Genomic DNA, 18240 nt, shown 5'->3' with positions numbered 1-18240 from the left:
TATTATTTGTGGTCGAGATGAGCCGCACATATTCCCAGAATGCCATAAAAAAATCACGCCCTGATTTGTCCTGAAGTCGGCAGCGGCCAGGAAGGTCGGGAGAAAGTTAGCCCTGAGATCATGATGGAAGCGGAGATTTATGATTTTCAAACCGACAAATAAAAAGCAACATATATATTTCTTTTTGGGTATTTTAGACAATCACAGGCGCAAAGATACTTTTTTGTTGCTTTTAAGAAAAAAGAAACGTATATGTAGCTAATATATTCTAAAGCAGCATATATGCTTCTTGGTGGTGGTGATGAGCAGAATACACGAACAACTTAAAGCACGCCGCAAGGCCCTTGGACTCAAGCAGGGCGATATGTTTATGCGCATCGGTATGCCGCGCCAGCAATACCAGCGCCTCGAATCAGGCGGCAATCCGCGCTTGGATAACCTGGAGCTGGTAGCCAAAGGACTGAAGATGGAACTCATGCTGATCCCGCAGGAAAAGCTCACAATGGTTCAGGCCGTGATTGAAGGACGCTACGATTCAAAGCCAGGCAAATCGCCACACAAAAACAACAAAGACAGCAGAAGCAATGATTCAGACACCAACCCGTGGGATGACATATTGGAAGGTGATGAATGAACGATCAAGAAAGCGCACAAGTCCTCAAGCTGAGCCTGCATGACGTGTTGGTCGGCTATCTGGTCGGCTACCAAGGCGGCCGCAATGAGCTGATCTTTGCCGACGACTTCCGGAATGACCCACAGCGCCCGACATTCAGCCTGACTACCCATCCGCACTTCGCAAACGCCGATAAAGTGCTTTCCAAAACCCACGCCAGAAACCAGCGCCTCTACCCGACACTTTCGAACCTTTTACCCGAGGGTGCGCTTCGGGAGTTGCTGGCGCAAGGCCTCAAAACTCACACCGATAATGAGTTCCGGATTTTTTCCTATCTCGGTCTCGACCTGCCCGGAGCCGTGATCGCCACGGCGATGGCGCCAGACGAAGTGCCGGAGCACATTCTCAGCAATCACGGAAAAGCCAATGCGATAAAAATGGAAACGCAAAGCCCCGGCAACCGGTTTTCACTGGCGGGGGTGCAAATGAAATTTTCCATGAAAGAAAAAGATGGCCGCTATCAACTGGCACAAAACGGTGAACTTGGTGACTGGATTATCAAAACGCCCTCTACGCGCCACAAGGATGTACCGCTAAATGAATACACCGCGATGAAACTGGCCGCACTGGCCGGCGTGGATATTCCCGAGATCCAGCTTGTGGATATGGGCAGCATTGATACCCTGCCCCAAATTAATCTGCCAAATGAACAGCAAGCTTTCGCCATCAAGCGGTTTGACCGCGAGAGGCAGGCACGCATTCACATGGAGGATTTCGCGCAAGTTCTGGTGAAATACCCGCACCAGAAATATGAAGGTGGCAACTATGAAAATATCGGCAAAATCCTGTATGACTACACCGGGGACGGACTGGCGAACGTCCAGCAGTTTGCACGGCGACTGCTGATCAATATTTTGCTTGCCAATGGCGATGCGCATTTAAAAAACTGGAGTCTGCTCTACCCAGACCAGATCACGCCGGAACTCTCACCGGCCTATGATATCGTCACAACCAGTGTATACATCGAGGGTGAAAAAGAATTCGCACTCAATTTGGTAAAAAACAAGGAATGGGCCAGAGTCAACCTGAACCATTTCGAGCGCTTTGCTAAAAAATCCGGTGCGCCCTGGCGGGCGATAAAACCACATCTAAACGATACCATGAACAAAGCCAGAGAGCTGTGGCCGATTGCATTAAAAGACCTGCCCATGAACACTTCTCACAAAAAACAACTGATCAATCACTGGTCGAGTCTGCATGCAGACTTCCAAATAGAAACAAATGCCCATAAAAAAAGCCGCTAGAGCTATTTGACTCTAGCGGCTTTTCTGAATTCAACCCAAAAGCTGCGTCCATAAAAAAAGCCAGAGCTACAAGCACTGGCAGGATAAGTTGGTTCAAAAATAATCCCTTCGCCCCCTTATCCACGAACAACTTAAAGCGCGCCGCGGCGCGTGTTAAAGCTTGCAGCGGGCCCGATTAAATCACCGCAGCTCTTATTCCAATCGACCCGCTATGCTCTGACTAATAAAATCAATGAAACTATTTAGCTTCATTGAACTTTGATAATCACGATAGAAGACTGCATTGATCACCTGATAACGCTCTAAAACATAGTCGCCCAACAAAGGCACAAGCCGGCCTGATATTATATCGTCGTAAGTCATAAACCCTGCCAGGCAAACAACACCTACGCCCTCTAGTGCCAGCTGCCTGAGCGCCGAACCACTACTTGCCGTTAACACGGGAGTAATAACCAATCCGTCTTTATTTGCAGCAACCTTTACCGGCCATTTATTCAAGCTAAGCGGCTGAGAAAATCCCAAACATTTATGTTGATTCAGAGCCTCAGGGGTCTCCGGCTTGCCATACTTTTCCAGGTAAGCCGGGCTAGCCAGTATCTGCAGCCTGGAGCGTCCAATGAGTTTGTAATGCAGCGAAGAATCACGAAGCTCGCCAATCCTGAAGGCAATATCGATCTGGTTTTCGACGAGATCTACTACCCGATCAAAGCTCGTCAACTCGATTTCCACCTTCGGGTATGCCTGTTGATAACCAGCAATATTGGGAATGATGCACTGCTGTAAAAAGGGCGAAGCAGCATCGACCTTAAGCTTGCCCTGAGGTTCGCGCTGCCCGTGGAGAGCATTGTCTCCAATGTCATCAATAATCCTCATGGCCTCTAAAGCCTTCCCTAACACCTCACTCCCCTCTGGGGTCAAACTCAATTTACGGGTAGTTCGAGTAAACAGCCGAATACCCAACTGCTGCTCAAGGCCGCTGACCTTTCGGCTAACATAAGACGGCGTCTGCCCTAGCAGCTCGGCGGCACGACTGAAACTTCCAGATTGAGCAACAGTAATTAAGGCTCTTAGCTGATCGACGGCGACACTCATTGATTCCTCGTTTGCAAAAGTATTGTTTAATTATAGGCATTAATTGCACGAATAAAATGAATTATTCTGCCATCTCTTTCAACGTGATAGGCAGAGACATCCCATGAATCTAGAACTAACCGGAAAAACAGTATTGATCACAGCCTCTTCAGGAGGGATCGGCCTGGAAATCGCTACCGCTTTAGCCGCTGAAGGAGCTAATGTTGTCATCAATGGACGCTCTGAACAGGCTGTTCAGAGCGCGATGGAAGCCATTGTCAAGCGGGTACCAAATGCGCAACTAATCAGTCTGGTCGCTGACAACGCAACGCTCGAAGGCAATGAAAAGACGATCAGGGAGCTACCTGGAGTTGACATCTTAATTAACAACTTGGGTATCTATGAGTCGGTCGAATTCTTCGACAGCACCGATGAGCAGTGGCAAAAAATCATCGATGTGAATATCAAGTCCGGTGTTCGTCTCAGCCGCCATTATTTACAAGCTATGATTGCCCGCAACACGGGTCGCCTGCTGTTTGTCTCTAGTGAATCCGCTGTGAACCCAGCACCGGAAATGGCTCATTATAGCGCTACTAAAACAATGCAGATGTCCATATCGCGCAGCTTGGCTGAGTTAACAAAAGGCACAGGCGTTACTGTAAATACCATCCTGCCGGGGTCAACTCGTACCGAAGGCGTGAAAACATTTATTCAGGACCTATTTCCCGAAATGGAATACGAGGCCGCTGAAGAGAAGTTTATGCGTGAAAATCGTCCAACCTCCATTATAGGTCGCCTGATTGACCCAAAAGAGATTGCTGATTTTGTATGCTTCCTAAGCAGCCCTCTCTCTTCGGCGATCAACGGCGCGGCGCTCAGAATTGATGGAGGGATAGTACGTTCAGTATTCTAATCTGATTAATCCCAAAACCTGCGCCCATAAAAAAACCGCCAGGGCTTCAAGCACTGGCGGTTTTTTAGAATTTGGTAGCGGGGGCAGGATTGAATCCTTGCAGCCACGGAGCCTGCCGGGCTTAGGTGCCCGTAACGAGGCGCGCGAGAAATTGAGATCATTTTTTTGGTCATTTGAGGCGAATAGTGGTTCTATTCAACGAAAATGAACGGAAAAATGAGCCAATTTCCCGCCGCCGCAGCAGGGTAATCCTAAGTCTGGCAGGCTCCCTAGGGCTGCAAGTCCCCTGCGGGCTGCGCCGCTAGCGCGGCTTGTTGGTGATTGCTCAACCGCAATCACTGGAACCTGGGTAGGTTCTGCACCCTACCCCCTTGGCCCCAAAATTTGCGCCCATAAAAAAACCGCCAGGGCTTCAAGCACTGGCGGTTTTTTGGAATTTGGTAGCGGGGGCAGGATTGAATCCTTGCAGCCTAAGGGCTGCAAGTCCCCTGCGGGCTGCGCCGCTAGCGCGGCTTGTTGGTGATTGCTCAGCCGCAATCACTCGAACCTGGGTAGGTTCTGCACCCTACCCCCTTGGCCCCAAAATTTGCGCCCATAAAAAAACCGCCAGGGCTTCAAGCACTGGCGGTTTTTTGGAATTTGGTAGCGGGGGCAGGATTTGAACCTACGACCTTCGGGTTATGAGCCCGACGAGCTACCAGACTGCTCCACCCCGCATCAACAACTTGGTAGGTGTGTTTCCCTAACCAAGGCCGCGCATTATAGGGATGGTTTTTACAGTGGTCAACAGCTGCAACAGGAATTTTGCGTTTATTTTTCAACAAGTTGCAAAAGGGCCAAAATCGTAAAAATTGCAGCGGCGACGGCCCCGGTAAAGCGCTGCTTAAAACGAAATGCTGCTCAAATGTGAGGGGTGTTCCAGTATATCCACCACCAGCTTGAGGGACTCTTCATACTGATAACGGGTGGTGGTGCCGCCGAGGCACAGGCGCACCGCGGGTGGCGGTCGGTTGTTGGTGGAAAACGCCGCGCTGGAGACTACCCCCACCTTTTGCGTACGCAGGTGACTGGCCACCACTGAGGGGCTTTGCTCCACCGCGCCGGGCAGGGTCAGCCACAGGTGGAAACCGTCCGGGTGAGCTGCGTAGCTGTAGTCGCTGAAATATTGCGCTGCCAGTGCCTGGCGAGCCCTGCTCTCGGCGCGAATAGAAGTGACCATCGCCGCCAGCATGCCCTTGTCGATCCAGCGGGTTGCCAGGGCATTGTTGACCGGGCTCGCCATCACCGACAGCGAGCGCAGCGCGCCGGCGGTGCGCTTGGCGATCAATTTGCCCGGGGTATGCAGGTAGGCAACCCGCATCCCCGGCCCGAAGCACTTGGACAAGCCGGTAACGTAGTAGGTCAGTTCCGGCACCAGGTTGGCGATGGGTGCCACTGGCACTTCGGGCACCAGGGCGTAAGCGTCGTCCTCGATAATGGGCAGGCTGTAGCGCCGGGCCAGGTCGGCGATGGCCTCCCGGCGCCGCATACTCATGGTGTGGGTGGTGGGGTTTTGCAGAGTCGGGTTCAGGTAGAGCGCGGCCACCGATTCGGCCCGGCACATGGCTTCCAGCGAGCGGATTGTCGGCCCCTCGCTGTCGCATTCCAGTGCCTTGAGACTGACCCCCAGCTGCGCCGCAATGGCTTTCAAGCCGGGGTACACCAGGTCCGGTACACACACCGTATCTCCGGCTTTGGCCAGCATGGACAGCAGCGCCACCAGCACGCTGTGAATGCCCGGGCACACCAGCATCCGCTCCACCGAAGGCTGCTCGAGCAGGGGCGCCAATAGTTGCACCCCGGCCAGCTTGTCCGCCTCGCTGCCGCCGAAATCCTGGTAGCGCAGCAGCGACTGCAGATTACCACCGTCGAACAGCGCCGCGGCCTCAGCGTTAAGCGCCTCCAGCAGCGCCGGGTCGGCCGGCTCCGGCAGGGAGTTCATGGTCATCTCCACGTCACCGCCGCCGCGCAGCGAGAAGCTCGGCGTCTTGCCCTTGACGTAGCTGCCGGTGCCCGGGCTGGAATCTATCAGGCCGCGGCTGCGCGCTTCGCTGTAGGCCCGGGCGACGGTGGAATAGTTGAGGCTGAGGCGCGCGGCCATATCGCGCAGCGTTGGCAGGCGCTCCTGGGGCTGGTAGAGGCCACTGTCGATATCCGCGGCGATCAGGTTAACCAGGCGCCGATAGACCGGGCTTTTATCGTCGCTCGCCAATGCGGCAAACCAGTGGCTGTAGCGATTCTTCATACTCTTGCACACCTTTGCGTTGCTCAACTCGCCACACCCCTGGAACAGGCCCCGCGACACTGACCAACTCGGAAAGCACAATCCATTCCAGCGCTCTGGCGATCATTGATCGCACCGCACACCAATCAATGATCGCAACTGGCGCCAGTATTTGTGGCGCATTTTGATGCGAGCACTCCCTTGGCGCGCCATTCCTGTGCATGGTGGCAAGTCCGCGTAGCCGGGCCAAGCACACGCCAATCAATGGCCAATCAAGCCGATATCCTGCCGTTGATCGGCGCTTGATTGGTTGCCTGCAGATTGCCACTGGCATATGGGTTGCAAATGTTCTTCCCCTGAGTGACAGCCAAAAACCTGCCCTGCGGGCCCATTCCCTGTCACCACACCCCAACATCCAAAGAGGAAGCAACCATGCCTGAAGTCACTACCCCCAAGCACAAAGACGGCGACTTTTTTGTCGACTACGAGGAAAAGGTATTTGAAGATGTCCAGGCCGAGGCCGGCGAGAAGGCCCTGGTGACCTTTCACACCGTGGCCTTCGAGGGCTCTATCGGCCTGGTCAATATGCTGCAAGCCACCCGCCTGCAGCGCAAAGGATACGAGACCTCCATTTTACTCTACGGCCCGGGCGTCACCCTCGGCCTGCAGCGGGGCTTCCCCACCCTCGGCGACGAGGCCTTTCCCGGCCACCAGAATTTCACCAATCAGTTGAAGAAATTTATGGGCGAAGGCGGCAAGGTGTACGCCTGCCGCTTTGCCCTGCAGGCGCTGTACGGTCACGGCGAACCGTCGCTGATCGAGGGCATTCGCCCCATCAGCCCGCTGGACGTGCTCGATCTGAAGCTTCTGCACACCCGGGAGAACGCCTTTATCATCGACACCTGGACCGTGTAGGGGAGCTGCGCCATGACTGCCAATCACGTGGTTCGGGCAGCCGCGGCGCAACTGGCGCCGGATCTGCAAAGCGGTGCCGGTACGCTAGCCAAGGTGCTGGACTGCATTGACGAAGCGGCCGGCAAAGGGGTTGAGCTGATTGTTTTTCCGGAAACCCTGCTGCCCTACTACCCCTACTTTTCCTTCGTCACCCCGCCGCTGCAAAGCGGCGCTGAACACATGCGCCTGTACGAGCAGGCGGTGGTGGTGCCCGGCCCGGTGACCGAAGCCGTGGCCGCCAGGGCCAAACGGCATGGCATGGTGGTGGTGCTCGGAGTGAACGAACGCGACCACGGCTCGCTCTACAACGCGCAACTGATCTTCGATGCCAGCGGTGAATTGCTGCTCAAGCGGCGCAAGCTCACCCCCACCTTTCACGAGCGCATGATCTGGGGCCAGGGTGACGCCTCCGGCCTGCAGGTGGCGGCCACCCGGATCGGCCGAGTGGGAGCCCTGGCCTGCTGGGAGCACTACAACCCGCTGGCGCGCTACGCCCTGATGACCCAGCACGAGGAGATCCACTGCAGCCAGTTTCCCGGCTCGCTGGTGGGGCCGATCTTTGCCGACCAGATCGAAGTCACCATTCGCCATCACGCGCTGGAGTCGGGCTGCTTTGTGGTCAACGCCACCGGCTGGCTCAGCGACGCACAGATCGAGAGCATCAGCAGCGATGAAAAACTACAGCGCGGCCTGCGCGATGGCTGCATGACCGCCATTGTCTCACCGGAGGGGCAACACCTGGCTGAGCCCTTGCGCGAGGGTGAGGGGCTGGTGATTGCCGACCTGGACATGAATTTGATCACCAAGCGCAAGCGCATGATGGATTCCGTGGGTCACTACGCCCGGCCGGAACTCCTGAGCCTGGCCATCAATGCCAAACCGGCGCAGTGCGCCAGCCCCATGTCGACATTCACAGCTACCGAGCAACCACCGACCAGCGTGGAGGAGCACCCCCATGAACTCAATTGCGACCACTGAGCAAGACCTGCTCACAGCGCTGCAAACCCGCGGCGTGCGCCTGCTCAACCCGAGCCAGGAGCACGTCAGCCGCCGCGGCGGGGCCGGCCCCTCGGATCACCAGGCACTGGTGATCAACGGCGAGACGATTATGGTACCGGTGCATACCGGCGCCGCCATGTATTCGCCTTTTACCCTGCAGGAAGACGAGCAGCGCGCCCACAAGTTACTGCGCGACGGCATTCCTCTCACCGAAGTGGGCTTTGCCCAAAGCCCCGGGTTTTACCAGCGGCAAACCGCGGACGGCATACCCTACCACCAGATCGCCACTCTGCACGGCACCGATGTGCTGGCCACCACGGTATTGCAGACCTGCATCCGCTACGAAAAGCGCAGCAAAACCTGCAAGTTCTGCGCAATTGGCCAGTCGCTGGCGGCCGGGCGCACCATCGCCTACAAGACCCCCGCCATGCTGGCGGAAGTGGCCCGGGCGGCGGTCGAGCTGGACGGCGTCAAACACATGGTGATGACCACCGGCACCCCCGCCTCGCCCGACCGCGGCGCCAAAATCCTGTGTGAGAGCGTGGCCGCGGTCAAGACCGCGGTGGACTTGCCCATCCAGGTGCAGTGCGAACCGCCGGACGACCCGGCCTGGTTCCAGCGCCTGCGCGAGGCGGGTGCCGATGCCCTGGGCATGCACCTGGAAGTGATCAGCCCCGAGTTGCGCCGCAGCATCATGCCGGCCAAGGCCGAGGTAACGGTGACGCAGTATATGCAGGCCTTCAGGGATGCAGTGGCGGTGTTTGGCCGCGGCCAGGTCAGCACCTACATTCTCGCCGGCCTCGGGGATAGCCGCGAGACCATTCTGGAGACCTGCACCGAACTGCTGGAGCTGGGGGTCTACCCGTTTGTGGTGCCCTTCGTACCCATCCGCGGCACACCGCTGGAGGATCACCCGCCACCGGACAGTGAGTTTATGACCGCCATTCTGCAACCGCTGGGCCGTGCCATCGGCGCCGCCGGCTTGCACTCCAGCGACATCAAGGCCGGCTGCGGGCGCTGTGGGGCCTGCTCCACCCAAAGCCGCTATGAAACGGCCAGCTAAACCTGAATCCGGCCAGTACCAAAGGGGGTAAACCCATGGCATGCCAACAGCAATACTACTCGGACTTCACCGTCAAATGGGCCACTCTCGACTGGGAAATAAGCGCCGCCAAGCAGTTGCGCCAGCGCATATTCTGCCAGGAACAGGGCCTGTTCGAGGGCACCGATGCCGATGATGTTGATGCGCAGGCACAACTGCTGGTGGCCAGCGCCAATCACGGCGGCTGGCACGAACGGGTGGTCGGCACGGTGCGTATTCACCAGGCCAGCGCCGGTGTCTGGTGGGGGTCGCGGCTGGCCATTGCCAGCGACTTGCGCGGCCAGAGCCGGTTGGCGGCGGCGCTGATCAAGCTGGCGGTGAGCAGCGCCCACGCCCTGGGCTGCGAGCAGTTTTACGCCACAGTACAAGCTCGCAATGAGCGCCTGTTCCAGCGTTTGCACTGGCGCCGTGAGCACACCCTGGAACTGGCCGGCGCCCCCCACGTCTTGATGCAGGCCGACCTGGAATACTATCCGCCCTGCCTGCAGCCACGCAGCGGTTACGTGCTCACCAACCGCGCGCCCGCCATACCGGCGGACATTATGCCGCTGCTGCTCAGGCAGCCACCGGCCAATTGCCAGGCGGGGGCCGCCCATGCAGCTTGACGCCCTGCTGGCTGCCCTGCGCCAGTCCGCCGCCATCGACCACAAACAGGACATCCAGGCGATCGCCGATATTTTCCATCCGCCGGGCCGAACCGGCTCCTGCGGCGACGCCCCTGCCAGCGACTACCCCAACGGCGATGATGCCGCCGTGCTTCGCTCCAGCGATGGCTACGACCTGCTGGCGGCGGAGGGCTTTCTGCCGGAATTTGTGCAACAGGACCCCTGGTTTGCCGGCTGGTGCGGGCTGATGGTCAATATCAGTGACATCGCCGCCATGGGCGGGCGGCCAGTGGCGGTTACCAATACCCTCTGGGGCGGCCGCGACGAAGTGACTCGTAAAGTTCTGCTCGGCCTCAGCCACGCCGCCCAGGTATTCCAGGTGCCGGTGGTGGGCGGCCACACCAACCTGCACAGCCCGCAACTGCACCTGAGCGTGGCCATCATGGGCCGCGCCAGGTCCCTGCTCAGCAGCTTTGCCGCGGTGCCAGGGCAAGTGCTGGTGGCCGCCATCGACTTGCGCGGCAGTTACCGGCCGCCGTTTCGCAACTGGAACGCCGCCACCACCGCCCCGCCCCAACGCTTGCGCGGCGACCTGGAGTTGCTGCCGCAGATCGCCGAGCAGGGCCTGGCCTGCGCCGCCAAGGACATCAGCCAGGCCGGCCTGCTGGGCACCGCCACTATGTTGCTGGAGAGCTCCCAGGTGGGAGCACAGATCGAGCTGGAGCAAATCCCCAAGCCGGCGCAGGTGGACTGGTTTGACTGGCTGCAAACCTTTCCCAGCTTTGGCTACCTGCTCACCACCAGCACTGAGCAGCTGCCGGCGCTACTGGCGCGCTTTGCGCAGCGCGACATTGACGCTGCGGCCATCGGCGAAATTACTGACGACAAAATCCTGCGGGTCAATTATGGCGCTGCCAGTGGCGAATTCTGGGACCTGAATAAACAAGCCTTCACCGGCTTCGGCCCGGAGGCGCAAAGCGTGCAGCCGCTAGCCATCGCCGGCCAGCAACCCGTAAACCCGACCATCCAACAAGCAACGCTGGGAGATGCCCCCTGTGCCTGAACAACATTTTTACGTGCGCTGGCCCGATGGCCAGGAAGAGATCTGCTATTCGCCCTCATCGGTAATCAACGACTATTTTAGCGCTGGCGAGTCCTACCCGGTGCCGGAGTTTGTCGCCCGCAGCGAGAAAGCCCTGAGCCACGCCAGCCGGCGGGTGCAGGAAAAGTACGGCTTTGCCTGTTCCAGCGCCATGGATCAATTGCAGCGGATCAAACAGCGCGCCAGCCATTTTGACGCCGACCTGGAGCATGTGGTGACAGTGCATCAAATTGGCTAATCACAATCGCGGCCACAGCCACTGGCCCCGGTTTTATTCACCCACCCTGTTATCAAAGGAGCCTCCCATGCCGTTGCGCGACAACAGCAAACTGCTTACCCGTTACCCTGTGATCATTGTCGGTGCCGGCCAGGCCGGCCTTTCCGTCAGCCATTATTTGCAGCAACTCGGTATCGAACACCTGCTGATCGAACGGCACACCCCCATGCACGTGTGGCGCGAACAGCGCTGGGATTCGTTTACCCTGGTGACCCCCAATTGGCAGTGCGCCCTGCCCGGTCACCCCTACGATGGCGACGACCCGCACGGCTTTATGAAGCGCGATGAAATCAATGCCTACCTGCGCCGTTTCGAAGCCAAGCTCAGCGCCCCGGTACTGACTCACACCCAGGTTTTGCAGGTCGATCAACAGCCGTGCGGGACCTACCGCGTGCAGACCAGCAACGGCGATTTCGAGGCGGAACAGCTGGTGGTGGCAACCGGCGGCTATCACAACCCGGTCATTCCCCGGGCGGCGGAAAAGTTGCCGCAATCCATTCAGCAGATCACCACTGACCAGTATCGCAACCCGCAATCCCTGCCGCCGGGCGCCGTGCTGGTGGTGGGTTCCGGCCAATCCGGCAGCCAGATTGCCGAGGACCTGCACCTGGCGGGGCGCAAGGTGCACCTGGCCACCGGCAGCGCACCGCGCTGTGCGCGTTTTTACCGCGGCCGCGATGTGGTGGACTGGCTGGCGGAGATGCAATACTACGATATACCGGTAGACCAGCACCCGCTGCGCGAGGGGGTGCGCGACAACACCAACCACTACGTCACCGGGCGCGACAACGGCCGCGACATCGACTTGCGCCAGTTTGCCCTGGAGGGCATGGAGCTCTATGGCAGCCTGGCAGACTGCGATCGCGAGCAGCTGCGTTTCAACCCCAATCTCGGCGCCAACCTCGACCAGGCCGACGCCACCTACAACAGCATCAACCAGCGCATCGATGACTATATTGCCGCCCGGCAAATCAGTGCCCCCCCGGCCAGCCGCTATCAACCGGTCTGGCAACCGGAGACAGAGCGCACGGCGATTTCCCTGGCCGACGCCGAAATCGGCAGCGTGGTGTGGTGCATTGGCTTTCAGCCGGATTATCGCTGGCTGGACGTACCGGTGTTTTCCGGCAAAGGCTACCCGCAACACCAGCGCGGGGTCACCACTGCCCGGGGCCTGTATTTTATCGGCCTGCCCTGGCTGCACACCTGGGGTTCGGGGCGCTTCGCCGCAGTGGCCCGGGACGCCGAGTATCTAAGCCAGCAAATCGCTGCCCTGCAGCAGTGCGCGGGCGCTGAGTTGAAGTCGGCCTGATGGGCTCTGGCGGCTAGCCGCGACAAATTGCCAATTGCGGGAGATCCTCCCATTACCGTGCTGCGTAATAAAACCAGAGGGTGTTGCCAACAGGCCCGGCCCGTCTGACGCAGTGCTTAGCCGCGACGCCGCAGAAACGCACAGGTAGACGCATGTCCAGCTTGTTGGTGATATAGTAACCAATGTAAATCAATTGGCTTATCGGCATGTGGATACTTTACCCGGCCGGAAATCCGGCCGTACGCTGGCTCAAACTTTTGTCCGCGCTACTCATAGCGCTGGCTGTGGCCTTGCTCGTACAGGCAAACCCCACTCCACTTGCCCGCAGCGCCCTGATCCTGACCGTTCACGACGCCATCAGCCCCGCCAGCAACGACTATATCCACCGCGGCCTGGAGCGCGCCCGTGAACTCAATGCTGAGGTCGTCATACTGCAACTCGACACCCCGGGGGGGCTGGATACCTCCATGCGCGAGATTATTCAGGACATTATTGCCTCCAGCGTACCGGTCATTACCTACGTCTGGCCTTCCGGCGCCCGCGCCGCCAGCGCCGGCACCTATATGCTCTACGCCTCCCACCTCGCCGCCATGGCGCCGGGCACCAATCTCGGTGCCGCCACCCCCGTGCAGCTCGGGGGTGGCGGCCTGCCCGGTATGAATCCGCCCAAAGCCCCCGGCAGCCCGGACGAAAAAGGCGATGACAGCAAAAAGGACAGCGATAGCAGCGACAGCGCCCCGACCAGCGCCATGGGTAAAAAAGTCCTCAACGATTCCATCGCCTATATTCGCAGCCTGGCGGAGATGCGCGGCCGCAATGTGGAGTGGGCCGATGCAGCCGTGCGGGAAGCGGCCAGCATCTCCAGCGAAGAGGCCCTGGCCAAAGGGGTAATCGATATAGTCGCCCGGGACCTGGATGACCTGCTGGCCCAGGCCAATGGCCGCCAGGTGGAGGTCAACGGCCAAAATCGAACCCTTAATACCGCCAACCTGGCGCTGGAATCATTCAGCCCGGACTGGCGCAACCAATTGCTGGCGGTGATCACCAATCCCAACGTGGCCTATATCCTTATGATCATTGGCATGTACGGGCTGTTCTTCGAGTTCGTCAACCCGGGCTTTGTCCTGCCCGGGGTCACCGGTGCCATCTGCCTGCTGCTGGCCCTCTACGCGTTGCAAATACTGCCGGTCAATTACGCCGGTCTGGGGCTGATTATTCTCGGCGTCATGTTTATGGTGGGGGAAGCCTTTGCCCCGAGCTTTGGGGTATTGGGCATTGGCGGGCTGGTGGCGTTTGTGTTCGGCTCGGTGATCCTGTTTGACGGCGAGGGCGGCCAATTGCAAATCGCCTACCCCCTGATCGGGGTAGTGAGTGCCGTAACCGCCGCTTTTGTGCTGGTGGCCGCGCGCCTGGCGATCAGCTCGTTGCGGCGGCCGGTGGTCAGTGGCGCCGAGGAAATGCTCGGCAGCATCGGCGTGGCGACAGAAGATTTTAGCGGCGAAGGGCACGTGCATATCCACGGGGAAACCTGGCGCGCGCTCGCCCGCCAGCCAGTGGCGCGCGGGGCAAACGTCAAAGTGGTGGGCCTCGAAGGGCTCATCCTGGAGGTCGAACCGACTACCGAGGAGCACTAATCATGGACATAGCCATTATCAGTCTGCCGACGATCATTTACTTCATCGTCGCCGCGGCCATCATCCTGCCGCTCATCTTCAAGATTATGCGAGAGTACGAGCGCGCCGTGGTGTTTACCCTCGGCCGCTTCACCTCGGTCAAGGGGCCGGGCCTGATCATTATCATCCCGTTTGTGCAGCAGATCGTGCGGGTGGACCTGCGCACCATTGTCATGGACGTGCCCACCCAGGATGTGATCTCCCAGGACAACGTCTCGGTGAAGGTCAATGCAGTGGTCTACTTTCGGGTCATAGACCCGGAGAAAGCCATCATCCAGGTGGAGAACTACCAGGACGCCACCAGCCAGCTGGCGCAAACTACCCTGCGCTCGGTACTCGGTAAACATGAGCTGGACGATATGTTGGCCGAGCGCGACAAGCTCAACAGCGACATTCAGGAAATTCTCGACCGCCAGACCGACGCCTGGGGCATCAAAGTGGCCAATGTAGAGATCAAACACGTGGATATCGACGAGAGCATGATCCGCGCCATCGCTCGCCAGGCGGAGGCGGAACGGGAGCGGCGCGCCAAGGTCATTCACGCCGAGGGCGAGCTGCAGGCCTCGGCCAAATTACTGGAAGCGGCCCAGGTGCTGTCGCAAAACCCCCAGAGTATCCAGTTGCGCTACCTGCAAACCCTGACTGAAATTGCCGGCGACAGGACCTCCACCATCGCCTTCCCGGTACCCATGGATATGCTGATGTCGCTGTTTAAGGGTAACGACAAGAAGGATACGGCCGGCTAATCTGCAGCCATAGACTTCGCAATTTTATTTTAAGGTCATTTCCGCGCAGTCGGCGGTGCGGCGTCCCGGTAACCGGGAACAATGCGGCTTCGGTGGTATTGGATTCCCGCCTGCGCGGGAATGACCGCTGGGAAGGAATGGCAGCTGGGAGGGAATGACCGCTGGGAGGGAATGGCAGCTGGGAGGGAATGGCGTCTTGCTCTGATCGGGTACGGGCATAGGGGGCTTGATGAGCCCCCTCGCCTGTTAGTCCTTCGCCTCCTCCCGGGTTTGGCGACGAACCAGCACCGCCTGGGACAGGCGCGCCAGCACGGCTTCGGTCTGCGGCCAGCCGATGCAGGCGTCGGTGATGCTCTTGCCGTAGACCAGCTCCTTGCCCGGCACCAGTTTCTGGTTGCCCTCAACCAGGTGGCTTTCAATCATCACCCCGAAAATCGACTGGTTACCGGCCTCCATCTGGCCGCTGACATCCTCGCACACATTCAACTGCCGCTCGTAGTTTTTGCTGCTGTTGGCGTGGCTGAAATCCACCATCAGCTTGGCCGGCAGGCCGGCCTTGCCCAGTTTGGCCTCAGCGTCGGCAATGTGCCCGGCGCTGTAGTTGGGCTCGGTGCCACCGCGCAAAATCACGTGGCAATCACGGTTGCCGCTGGTTTCCACAATCGCGGCGTGGCCGAACTTGGTCACGGAGAGAAAGTGATGGCTGCTGGCGGCCGCGCCAATGGCGTCGATGGCAATTTTGATGTTGCCGTCAGTACCGTTTTTGAAGCCCACCGGGCAGGACAACCCCGAGGCCAACTGGCGGTGGCACTGGCTCTCGGTGGTGCGCGCGCCGATGGCGCCCCAGCTCATCAGGTCGGCGATGTACTGGGGTGAAATGGTGTCCAGGAACTCACCGGCGGTGGGCAGGCCCAGGTCATTGATGTCACACAACAGCTTGCGCGCCAGCCGCAGGCCCTCGTTGATATCGTAGCTGTCGTCCAGGTGCGGGTCGTTGATCAGGCCTTTCCAGCCCACCGTGGTGCGCGGCTTCTCGAAGTAGACCCGCATCACGATTTCCAGGGTGCCGGCGTACTTTTCCCGCAGCGGCAGCAGCTTGCGCGCATATTCCAGTGCCGCCTTGATGTCGTGGATGGAGCAGGGGCCGACCACTACTAACAGGCGGTCGTCTTCGCCGGCCAGCTGGGCTTCGATCGCTTCACGCCCGGCGGCCACCACCGCCGATGCCTTGTCGGAAATGGGGAAGCGCTCCAGCAGGGCAATGGGAGGCAGGAGTTCCTTGATGTTGCGAATCCTCAGGTCATCGGTGTTGTAATGCATGGCGAAGTATTTTCCCGGTCTTGTGAGTGTTGCCGCTTGGGGCGGGGGCCACATTATAGGGATAACCCCCGTGGAAGAGAAATGCTTAACTGTCCGGCGGTCCGGCGGTCCGGCGGCCCGGCGACCCGGGGCCAGGCGACCCGATAAATGTCCCCGGGAGGTAATTGCCTGGCCAGGCAATTTGGGTGATGATGGGTACTCGCCGCTTTTAACGCCAACACCACGCCTGGGAGTTAGCCTGTGTCATCCTCCAATCCCCTCTATATTTACCAGTCCGGATCTCACCTGCTGGAGACCCCGCTGCTCAACAAGGGCAGCGCCTTTACCGCGGAAGAACGCCAGCAATTCAACCTCGAAGGCCTGCTGCCACCGCGCTACGAAACCATTGAGGAACAGGTGGCCCGCGCCTATCGCCAGTTCAAATCTTTTGACGAGCCGATCAACCAGCACATCTACCTGCGCGCCATCCAGGACGAAAACGAAACCCTGTTTTACCGCCTGTTGCAGAGTCACCTGGAAGAGATGATGCCGATTATCTACACCCCCATAGTGGGTGATGCCTGCGAGCACTTCTCCGATATCTATCGCAGCGCCAGGGGCCTGTTTATCGCCTGGTCCCAGCGCGATCGGGTAGAAGAGGTGCTGCGCAACGCCATTAAGGACAGCGTCAAGGTGATCGTCATCACCGATGGCGAGCGTATCCTCGGGCTCGGTGACCAGGGTATCGGCGGCATGGGCATCCCCATCGGCAAGCTGGCCCTGTACACCGTCTGCGGCGGCATCAGCCCCGCCTACACCATGCCCATCATGCTGGATGTGGGCACCAACAACGAAGCGCTGCTGAACGACCCCATGTATATGGGCGAGCGCCATCCGCGTATCGGCGCGGACGACTACAACGCCTTTGTCGATATTGTTATCAGGGCGTTGAAGAAGCGCTGGCCCCAGGCGCTGATCCAGTTCGAGGATTTCGCCCAGGCCAACGCCACTCCGCTGCTGCAGCGCTACCGCGACACCTTTTGCTGCTTCAACGACGACATCCAGGGTACCGCCGCGGTCTCCCTCGGCACGGTATTGGCCGCCTGCAAGGCCAAAGGTGTGCCGCTGGCAGGGCAAAAACTGGTCATTGCCGGTGCCGGCTCCGCCGGCTGCGGTATCGCCGCCATGCTGCTGAAATGCATGTGCGACGAGGGCCTTAAGGAAGAGCAGGCACTGGCAAATATATTTATGGTGGACAAGGATGGCCTGCTCTCCAGCGCGCAGCCAAACCTGCGGGATTTCCAGACCCGCTTTGCCCGCGACCCGGAGTCCAGTGGCGGCGCGCCGGTGGCCAACCTGGAGCAGGTGGTACACTACGCCCGGCCCGACATCCTGATTGGCGTCTCGGGCCAGAGCGGCCTGTTCTCCCAGGCGGTAGTGACGGCCATGCTGGCTCACTGCAGCCGCCCTATTATCCTGCCGCTGAGTAACCCCTCGCGCCAGGTGGAAGCCCGGCCGGAACAGGTGATCGAGTGGACCGGCGGTACCGCCATTGTCGCCACCGGCTCGCCATTTGCCGATGTCAGCTGGAACGGCACCACCTACCCCATCGCCCAGTGCAACAATGCCTATATTTTCCCGGGCCTGGGACTCGGTGTGGTGGCCAGTAGTGCGCGCCTGGTTACGGATGAAATGATGATGGTCGCCGCCCGCACCCTGGCCGAGCACTCGCCCCTGGCGCAAGATCGAGGCCCGGAACTGCTGCCACGCCTGCGCGATATCGCCGGTCTCAGCCAGCAGATTGCCTTTAATGTCGGCAAAGTGGCCCAGGAGCAGGGCCTGGCGCCGGTCATCAGTGACGACCATTTACAGGCCCTGATCTACAAGAATTTCTGGCAGCCCAAATACCGGGCGTACAAGCGGGTCAGCAAATAGGCGGTGGCACCAGGGAGACCCTGCCCATTGACAGCCCATCGTTAATCGGCCGGAATCAAGGCCGGTTGTTTGATC

The 18240-nt window shown here is 59.2% G+C and carries 16 protein-coding genes and 1 tRNA gene; 13 read left to right on the top strand and 4 right to left on the bottom strand.

What is annotated here, in order from left to right; translation table 11 throughout:
• The first annotated feature begins 301 nt into the window (after positions 1-301).
• Positions 302-634, top strand: coding sequence for a helix-turn-helix domain-containing protein (locus tag G8764_RS19560; protein ID WP_166167002.1), 333 nt, complete (start codon positions 302-304; stop codon positions 632-634).
• Positions 631-1917 (top strand): type II toxin-antitoxin system HipA family toxin, encoded by a 1287-nt coding sequence (locus G8764_RS19555; RefSeq protein ID WP_166166999.1) that lies wholly within the window; start codon positions 631-633, stop codon positions 1915-1917. The genes G8764_RS19560 and G8764_RS19555 overlap by 4 nt, the downstream gene beginning before the upstream one ends.
• Before the next feature lie 192 nt (positions 1918-2109).
• Here the strand turns inward: G8764_RS19555 and G8764_RS19550 are convergent, their stop codons facing one another.
• Positions 2110-3009, bottom strand: a complete 900-nt coding sequence (locus tag G8764_RS19550) for a LysR family transcriptional regulator (protein ID WP_166166996.1) — start codon at positions 3007-3009, stop codon at positions 2110-2112.
• Positions 3010-3112: 103 nt separating this feature from the next.
• Here G8764_RS19550 and G8764_RS19545 point away from each other — a divergent pair, with 103 nt between their 5' ends.
• The gene (locus tag G8764_RS19545) at positions 3113-3901 is read left to right on the top strand and encodes an SDR family NAD(P)-dependent oxidoreductase (protein WP_166166993.1); all 789 of its coding nucleotides are present in this window, start codon (positions 3113-3115) and stop codon (positions 3899-3901) included.
• Positions 3902-4541: 640 nt separating this feature from the next.
• Here the strand turns inward: G8764_RS19545 and G8764_RS19540 are convergent.
• Positions 4542-4618: transfer RNA gene (locus G8764_RS19540), tRNA-Met, on the bottom strand.
• A gap of 166 nt (positions 4619-4784) precedes the next feature.
• Positions 4785-6185 carry an aminotransferase-like domain-containing protein gene (locus G8764_RS19535; protein WP_166166990.1) on the bottom strand — a complete coding sequence of 467 codons (1401 nt, stop codon included), beginning with the start codon at positions 6183-6185 and terminating at the stop codon, positions 4785-4787.
• A 411-nt stretch (positions 6186-6596) separates the two neighbouring features.
• Between G8764_RS19535 and G8764_RS19530 the strand changes: the two genes are divergently transcribed.
• From G8764_RS19530 to G8764_RS19490, 9 genes are all read left to right on the top strand, one after another.
• On the top strand, positions 6597-7079 hold the full coding sequence (locus G8764_RS19530) for an MSMEG_0572/Sll0783 family nitrogen starvation response protein (protein WP_166166987.1): 483 nt from the start codon (positions 6597-6599) through the stop codon (positions 7077-7079).
• A gap of 12 nt (positions 7080-7091) precedes the next feature.
• Complete coding sequence (locus G8764_RS19525; RefSeq protein WP_166166984.1) at positions 7092-8096, top strand: Nit6803 family nitrilase; 1005 nt, start codon at positions 7092-7094, stop codon at positions 8094-8096.
• A complete protein-coding gene (locus G8764_RS19520) occupies positions 8074-9180 on the top strand; it encodes an MSMEG_0568 family radical SAM protein (RefSeq protein ID WP_166166981.1) in 1107 nt (368 codons plus the stop codon). The genes G8764_RS19525 and G8764_RS19520 overlap by 23 nt, the downstream gene beginning before the upstream one ends.
• Before the next feature lie 35 nt (positions 9181-9215).
• On the top strand, positions 9216-9824 hold the full coding sequence (locus G8764_RS19515; protein WP_166166978.1) for an MSMEG_0567/Sll0786 family nitrogen starvation N-acetyltransferase: 609 nt from the start codon (positions 9216-9218) through the stop codon (positions 9822-9824).
• Entirely contained in the window at positions 9814-10887 is a 1074-nt protein-coding gene (locus G8764_RS19510; protein WP_166166975.1) for a sll0787 family AIR synthase-like protein, read from the top strand. Before G8764_RS19515 ends, G8764_RS19510 begins: the two co-directional genes overlap by 11 nt.
• Positions 10880-11164 (top strand): MSMEG_0570 family nitrogen starvation response protein, encoded by a 285-nt coding sequence (locus G8764_RS19505; RefSeq protein WP_166166972.1) that lies wholly within the window; start codon positions 10880-10882, stop codon positions 11162-11164. The genes G8764_RS19510 and G8764_RS19505 overlap by 8 nt, the downstream gene beginning before the upstream one ends.
• 67 nt (positions 11165-11231) lie before the next feature.
• Positions 11232-12512, top strand: a complete 1281-nt coding sequence (locus tag G8764_RS19500; protein ID WP_166166969.1) for an MSMEG_0569 family flavin-dependent oxidoreductase — start codon at positions 11232-11234, stop codon at positions 12510-12512.
• A 284-nt stretch (positions 12513-12796) separates the two neighbouring features.
• A complete protein-coding gene (locus tag G8764_RS19495; protein ID WP_207951984.1) occupies positions 12797-14146 on the top strand; it encodes an NfeD family protein in 1350 nt (449 codons plus the stop codon).
• Positions 14147-14148: 2 nt separating this feature from the next.
• On the top strand, positions 14149-14931 hold the full coding sequence (locus G8764_RS19490; RefSeq protein ID WP_166166963.1) for a slipin family protein: 783 nt from the start codon (positions 14149-14151) through the stop codon (positions 14929-14931).
• Positions 14932-15177: 246 nt separating this feature from the next.
• On the opposite strand, the gene aroG is transcribed toward G8764_RS19490, so the two are convergent.
• Positions 15178-16251 (bottom strand): 3-deoxy-7-phosphoheptulonate synthase AroG, encoded by a 1074-nt coding sequence (gene aroG, locus G8764_RS19485; protein ID WP_166166961.1) that lies wholly within the window; start codon positions 16249-16251, stop codon positions 15178-15180.
• Positions 16252-16491: 240 nt separating this feature from the next.
• On the opposite strand from aroG, the gene G8764_RS19480 reads away from it, so the two are divergent.
• Complete coding sequence (locus G8764_RS19480) at positions 16492-18165, top strand: oxaloacetate-decarboxylating malate dehydrogenase (RefSeq protein WP_166166958.1); 1674 nt, start codon at positions 16492-16494, stop codon at positions 18163-18165.
• The last annotated feature ends 75 nt before the right edge of the window (positions 18166-18240 follow it).

This window comes from Pseudomaricurvus alcaniphilus, from assembly GCF_011440395.1.
GTDB lineage: Bacteria > Pseudomonadota > Gammaproteobacteria > Pseudomonadales > Cellvibrionaceae > Pseudomaricurvus > Pseudomaricurvus alcaniphilus.
The sequence above is the reverse complement of the archived record's forward strand: the minus strand, read 5'-3'. Positions and strand labels throughout refer to the sequence as shown.